Origin of the sequence: Streptomyces calidiresistens (assembly GCF_014141525.1) — a bacterium.
Taxonomy (GTDB): Bacteria; Actinomycetota; Actinomycetes; order Streptomycetales; family Streptomycetaceae; genus Streptomyces; species Streptomyces calidiresistens.
The window spans coordinates 1-5,927 of sequence record NZ_VKHS01000310.1; the positions used below are offsets into that span (position 1 = coordinate 1).

The 5,927-nt window shown below is 73.8% G+C and carries 8 protein-coding genes; all 8 read right to left on the bottom strand.

Features of this window, described 5'->3' with window-relative positions:
* The coding region (locus FOE67_RS14070) for an Asp23/Gls24 family envelope stress response protein (protein WP_228473879.1) at positions 1 to 577 on the bottom strand (577 nt) is incomplete at its 3' end.
* Positions 578 to 654: 77 nt separating this feature from the next.
* A complete protein-coding gene (locus FOE67_RS14075) occupies positions 655 to 1,125 on the bottom strand; it encodes a TadE/TadG family type IV pilus assembly protein (protein WP_182664178.1) in 471 nt (156 codons plus the stop codon).
* Positions 1,122 to 1,493, bottom strand: coding sequence for a TadE/TadG family type IV pilus assembly protein (locus FOE67_RS14080; protein ID WP_323384911.1), 372 nt, complete (start codon positions 1,491 to 1,493; stop codon positions 1,122 to 1,124). Before FOE67_RS14080 ends, FOE67_RS14075 begins: the two co-directional genes overlap by 4 nt.
* 90 nt (positions 1,494 to 1,583) lie before the next feature.
* Positions 1,584 to 2,063 carry a TadE family protein gene (locus FOE67_RS14085; RefSeq protein WP_323384913.1) on the bottom strand — a complete coding sequence of 160 codons (480 nt, stop codon included), beginning with the start codon at positions 2,061 to 2,063 and terminating at the stop codon, positions 1,584 to 1,586.
* A gap of 7 nt (positions 2,064 to 2,070) precedes the next feature.
* Positions 2,071 to 2,382, bottom strand: coding sequence for a Flp family type IVb pilin (locus FOE67_RS14090; RefSeq protein WP_228473880.1), 312 nt, complete (start codon positions 2,380 to 2,382; stop codon positions 2,071 to 2,073).
* A 47-nt stretch (positions 2,383 to 2,429) separates the two neighbouring features.
* Positions 2,430 to 3,377: a type II secretion system F family protein gene (locus FOE67_RS14095; RefSeq protein WP_182664182.1), complete on the bottom strand. Its 948-nt coding sequence runs from the start codon at positions 3,375 to 3,377 to the stop codon at positions 2,430 to 2,432.
* On the bottom strand, positions 3,374 to 4,474 hold the full coding sequence (locus tag FOE67_RS14100) for a type II secretion system F family protein (RefSeq protein WP_182664184.1): 1,101 nt from the start codon (positions 4,472 to 4,474) through the stop codon (positions 3,374 to 3,376). Before FOE67_RS14100 ends, FOE67_RS14095 begins: the two co-directional genes overlap by 4 nt.
* Positions 4,475 to 4,481: 7 nt before the next feature.
* Positions 4,482 to 5,783, bottom strand: coding sequence for a TadA family conjugal transfer-associated ATPase (locus FOE67_RS14105; RefSeq protein WP_182606326.1), 1,302 nt, complete (start codon positions 5,781 to 5,783; stop codon positions 4,482 to 4,484).
* Positions 5,784 to 5,927: the final 144 nt, after the last annotated feature.

Below are 5,927 nucleotides of genomic sequence, written 5' to 3' on the forward strand. Positions count from 1 at the left end.
CCCCCTCCCCCGCCTCCTGTTGGGGGATGGCCATGGCCCGGTCGGCGTCGGTGATGCCGGGAGCCCGTTCGGCGCGCTCCTGACCGGGGGTCTGCTGCGCCTCGACGACGACGGAGCCGCCGGGGTGGTGGCGTTCGGTGTCGGTGCCGATGGCGCCGAGGCCGGGGGCGAGGCCGGCCGCGGCGGAGCCCAGGAGCAGCAGCGCGCCCACCAGTTGGCGGGCGAGCAGCTGGCTGGGGCCGGCGCCGGGCACCCGGCGGGGCAGGCCCATCCCGGAGAAGGCGGCGCGCATCTCGACGATCACGCAGGCGGTGAACTGTGCCCAGGCGATCCACACCAGGACGCCCAGCACGTTGAGGAAGACCTCGGTACCGATCTCCTGCGTGAGCAGGTCCCAACTCGGGGCGGTGGTGGGCAGCGGCCACCCGATGAACCACGCCAGGGAGAGGGGCACGCCGACGACCATGACGGCCAGGGCGAGGAAGGCGGCGATCGCCTTCAGCCAGTCGCCGGCGGAGCGACCGACCCGCACGTGGACGGGCCGGGGGCCGCTCCCGGTGGAGGTGCTGCGCGCCATGTGGTCTGCTCCCGTGGGTGGTTCGGTGCCGCGGTTCGTTTCGAGGGGGCGTTCGGAGGGGTCGGGATCGTCCCGGGTCAGGGGGCCGGCGGGGTGCCGGTGTCGGCCCGGGCGGTGGCACTGCCCCTGGCCTGCAGGGTGTTGAAGAGGACGCCCGCGAAGACCGGTCGGTAGGTCACCACGATCTCCACGCCCACCTCGTCGGGCGGGTGGGCGGTGCAGTCGTGTCCGGTGACGGAGGCACTGCTCAGACTCACCTCGCCGACGAACTCGGCGACCCGGGCCGGACAGTTGTCGAAGTTGATGCCGACCGTGCCCCCGGCCCGCAGGGCCTCCTCGTCGAGGTCCTGGGCCGCGTAGCGGGCGGCCTGTTCGGCGATGTCCATGGCCCGCTCGCGCTGGGCGATGGCCATGCCGCCGTCCACGATGAACGCGGCCAGGCCGAGGACGACGACGGCGAAGAAGACGGCGATGATCGCGCCCGACCCGCGGTCGTCCCGGGCGGTGTCCGGCGCGGTGGGGCACGCGGCGTGCCGGCGGGTGCTCATCCGGACCTCCGGTAGGGGTCGATGGGCGAGGCGGAGGTGCTGGAGACGGTGGTGGTGATCGGCAGGCCGAGCATGGCCAGCGCGCGCACCCGACAGCTGACCTCCACGGCGTAGAGCGAGCCCGGTTCGTGGCCCGACCCGGTGGGGCGCACCCGCACGCTGCCGGGAACGCAGACGCGCTCCAACTGGTCCCCCACCACCGCGGTGGAGGCGGCCCTCGCCTCGGCCGCGGTGCGCTCCAGCGAGCCGGCCCGGGCGGCGTCGCGCGCCGCGCCGTCCACCGCGTTGCGCCCCGAGACCATCTGGCCCAGGCCGGCGAGCACCAGGACGAAGGTGATGATCAGCGGTGCGAGCAGCACCAGCTCCACGGCCGTGACCCCGCGGTCGTCGGGGCGCCGGGCCGACCGGTCCCGCGGTCCGCCGACCGGCCGCGTCGGTGTGTTCCCCCGTGGCACGGTTCACCCCCCGTCCGGCACGAAACGTTCGACCGGCCCCTCGGAGACGGCGGTCACCTGCAACGACATGCCGGGCACGATCGTCGGTACGTTCCCGGTGACGGTGACCCGGACCGTGTACTCGGCGGGCCGCTCCACCCGGACCACGGGGCTGCCCTCGAACAGGCCGCGACCGATCTGGTGGAGGTAGTCGTAGGACTTCTCCGAGGCCGAACCCGCCCAGGTGCCGGGATTCGCGTCGGCCTCGGCCCGGGCGGTGCGCGCCCCCGCCTGCGCGGCGGCCTTCGCCACGTGTTCGGCGAAGGAGTAGAGGGCGAACTGCACGGCCGCGAAGATCATGAAGAACATGATCGGGGTGAGCACGACGAACTCGATCGCGGACGCCCCCCGATCGTTCCCGGCCCGCCCGAGGCTCCCGCCCCGGTCGGTTCCGGGGCCCAGCCTGCGCCGGACCCCGGCGATCACCCTCTCGACTCCGCGCACGACCGGGTCAGCAGTTCTGGGTGTCCTGGACGCCCGCGATGCAGTCGCTGACGTCGCTCGCCCGGCCCTGCAGGGCGGACATGATGATCCGGCCGATGCCGGCCACCAGACCCACCACGATGGCGGCGATGATGACCCACTCGATGGCCGAGGCACCCCGGTCCAGCTCGCCCGAGCGGACCCGGCGGTACCGGACCGTCAGGGAGGCCAGCAGGTACCCCACGACGGGGTGGGCGAAGCCGGCGAGGCGTCCGCCCCGGCCCCCGCCCGTCGCCGTGTCGCTTCCGATGTCGGTGTTCGTCATGTCGTTGTGTCGCATATCGATCGTTGTCCTCTCGCACACCCTCGGTCGGCCCCGACGCGGCGTCAGATGCCGAAGACCCGCATTCCCGCCGGGAACACCAGGAAGATCAGGAAACCCACGCACAGCAACAGCTGCGCGACCAGCATGGACTGCGACTTCTCCCCCGCGCTCCCCTCGATCTCGGCCAGCTCGCGATTGCGCATGGTCTCGGCGCGCGCCGCCAGCGAGGTGCGCACCTTGGCACCGTCGTCGGCCACCAGCGCCAGGGAACTCGACAGGTCCCGCAGCTCCTCCACGCCGACCTCGTCACCGAGGCGCCCGAGGGCCTGCCACTGGCTCAGGCCGGTGATCCGGGCGTCGGAGAGGGCGGTGCGGATCCGCACCAGCGCCCAACTGTCGCTCACCTCGGAGGCGGCCTTCAACGCCTCGGGCAGTCCCCGGCCACCGGCCAGGCTCATGGAGACCAGGTCGAGATAGGCGGCGATCACCCGGCGGAAGTCCTTGCGCCGGGCGGCGGCGTCCCGGCGGACCTCCACGTCCGGGAGGAAGAAGAAGCCGAGGGCGCAGACCAGGGCGAGCCACAGCGGGATGAAGGGGCTGGAGCCGAAGCCCAGCATCCAGATCACCCCGAACAGGAACGGCCCGAAGAACAGCCCCAGGGCCGCCATGACGACCTTGGTCGCCAGGAACTCCTCCCAGCCGCGCTCCAGCAGCGCCAGGTCGGCGCGGAGCGAGCGCTGCTCCCAACCGCGGCGGCGGTACGCCTCGGCGAGCTGCCGCCCGGCGTTGGTCCGCCACTCGTCCAGGCGGGAGGGTCGGGCCGGTTCGGTCGGCTCGGCGCGGGCGGCGGGGTGGAACCCCCCGCCGGGGCCCCGGTGACGCAGCGCGTCGACCCGGGCGATGGTGGAGACCGCGCTGCGGCGGGTCGGCACCAGGGCGCGAACCAGCATGTACACACCGAGGCCGAAGACCGCCCCGACGATCACCGGGCCGGTGATGTCCGTGGTCATGCGCGGGTCCCCCTTCCGTCCCGTCCGTCGCGACGGGGGGTCCCGTCCGAGGGTCGCCACCCGGTTCCGCCCCCGGCGGGGTCCCCCGCCGCGCCCGTGCCCCTGCCGGCTCCCGTGCCGGCCGTCGGGCGGGAGCCCCGGCCGGGCAGCCGGCCGAGACCGGGCAGCGGGGCCTGCTCCGCGCGGCGGTCGGCGGCCGGGAGGCCCCCCGGCCGCCCGGCCGCGGCGCGTCCGGTCATGAACCGCTCGGGCACCTGGATCTTCGCCAGGCTGCGCATCCACCAGAAGCCGAGGCCGAACAGCAGGCAGACCACGCCCAGCACGGCCTGACCCAGCGGGTCGCCGTAGGGCTCCACGAAGGACGGGTTGAAGATCGCCAGGCCGAGCGGGAAGAGCACGCTGACCGCGACCACGATCTGCACGCTGCGCCGGGTGGACGCGCGCTGGGCCATCACCCGTTGGCGCATGTCCACCTCCTCGCGGGCGGAGCGGGCCAGCGCGCCGAGCACCTCGCGCAGGCCGGGACCGCGCAGCCGCGCGTTGAGGATGAGCGAGGCGATGATGATGTCGGCCGAGGAGTCGTCGAGTTCGTCGGCGAACTCCTGGAGGGCGTCGGGCAGCGGCATGCGGGAGCGCAGCCGGTCCACCAGGTTGGCCAGGGGCTCGCGCAGCGCCGGGGCGGCGGCCCGGGCGGAGGCGGGGATGGCCTGCTCCAGACCGACGGCGCCGGCGATGGTGTCGCGCAGCGATTCGGTCCAGGAGGCCAGGGCCTCCACCCTCCGCATCGCGGCGCGCTCCTCGGCGGCACCGCCGAAGAGCCGGTCCCAGGTGTAGACGAGCAGGGCGGTGGCCAGGGCGGCGACCGGCCAGCGGGTGAACAGCAGCACCAGCAGGGACAGCAGGACGGCGATCATCGTGCGCCGCCCGAGGAAGCGGGCGAGTTCGGCACGGCGCCGCTCGGCCCGCTCGCGCTCCTCCGCGCTCTTCGGCGGCAGGCCGCGCAGCGCCGTGATCAGCAGCGCCAGGCCACCGCCGACCGCCACACCGGCGGCCAGGGCGGCGAGGAAGTCGGGGTCGAGGAATCCACTCGTCGGCACGGCGCGCTCACCCCCACATTCCGTGGTAGCCGTGCTGGGCCAGCTCGTCGGCACAGGAGATCGCGGCGGCGGCGCGCGGCACGCCGTCGGGTCCCTCGGCGAAGACCTCGCTGGAGAGCACCCGGCCGTCCACGCCGTTGACCTCCCGCACGGAGGTGACCAGCCGGCGCAGGGTGCCGCCGCGCCCGTAGAGGTTGCGGCGCTGGATGAAGACCACGAAGTTGACCGCGCCCGCGATGAGCATCTGGCTGGCCTCGATCGGCAGGCGCTCCGCGGCCTGGAGGGCGTAGGTGGAGATCCGGTTGAAGACCTCCTGCGAGCTGTTGGCGTGGATGGTGGACAGGGAGCCGTCGTTGCCCTGCGACATCGCGTTGAGCATCGTGACGATCTCGTCGCCGAGGACCTCGCCGACGATGACCCGGGAGGGGTTCATGCGCAGCGAGCGGCGGACCAGTTCGGCCATGGAGATCGAACCCTGCCCCTCGGAGTTGGGCAGTCGCTCCTCGAAGGCCACCACGTTGGGGTGGAGTTCGGCGAACTGGTCGAGCCCCAGCTCCAGCGCGCGCTCGACCGTGATGAGCCGCTCCTCCGGCGGGATCTCGTTGGCCAGGGCGCGCAGCAGGGTGGTCTTCCCGGCGTTGGTGGAGCCGGCGATCATGATGTTCTTGCGGGCCCGGACGGCGGCGGCGAGGAAGCTGCCGATCTCGGGGGTGACGGTGCCGTTGCCGATCAGGTCGGCCAGGAAGACCTTGCCCAGCCGGGCCCGGCGGATGGACAGCGCGGGGCGGCGGGTGACGTCCATGACGGCGGAGAGCCGGGAGCCGTCGGGCAGCCGCAGGTCCAACTGGGGGTTGGCGGAGTCGAAGGGGCGCGAGGACAGTCCGGAGTAGGCGCCGAGCACCTGGATGAGTTCGACGAGTTCCTCGTCGCTCTCGGCGACCGGCTCGCCGCGCACCTCCCGGCCGTCGGCGTAGCCGATGAAGACCTGGTCGCAGCCGTTGATGTCGATGTTCTCGATCTCGGGGTCGTCCAGGAGGGGTTGCAGCCGGCCGACGCCGAACAGGGCGGCGTGCACGGCGGCGGCGTACGCCTCCTCGGACTGCGCGTCCAGCGGCGGACGGCCCTGGGAGATCTCCTCGCGGACGTACTCCTCGAGGACCTGCGCGATGACGGCGCGGGCGTAGTGGCGTTCGTCCTCGGGGGTCATCGCCCGCAGGCCGCTCGCCTGATCGGCCCGGCGCTGCTCGGCGAGGCGGTCGCCGCACTCCTGGCGGAACCGCTTGACGAGTTGGTGGTTGACCTCGCTCATCGGGCCGCTCCCGGCTCGGCGGGTCGGGAGCCGGCGGGCGGCGGGTAGCCGTAGCCCCCCGCCGGGGCGGCCGGGCCGGTTGCCGGCGGCGGGTAGCCGTAACCGCCCGCCGGGGCGGCCGGGCCGGGCGGGAACACCGGGTTC

Coding starts and splice junctions, on each gene's coding strand:
- FOE67_RS14075 (WP_182664178.1), bottom strand. CDS start 1,125: ATGAGCACCCGCCGGCACGCCGCGTGCCCCACCGCGCCGGACACCGCC.
- FOE67_RS14090 (WP_228473880.1), bottom strand. CDS start 2,382: ATGCGACACAACGACATGACGAACACCGACATCGGAAGCGACACGGCG.
- FOE67_RS14095 (WP_182664182.1), bottom strand. CDS start 3,377: ATGACCACGGACATCACCGGCCCGGTGATCGTCGGGGCGGTCTTCGGC.
- FOE67_RS14105 (WP_182606326.1), bottom strand. CDS start 5,783: ATGAGCGAGGTCAACCACCAACTCGTCAAGCGGTTCCGCCAGGAGTGC.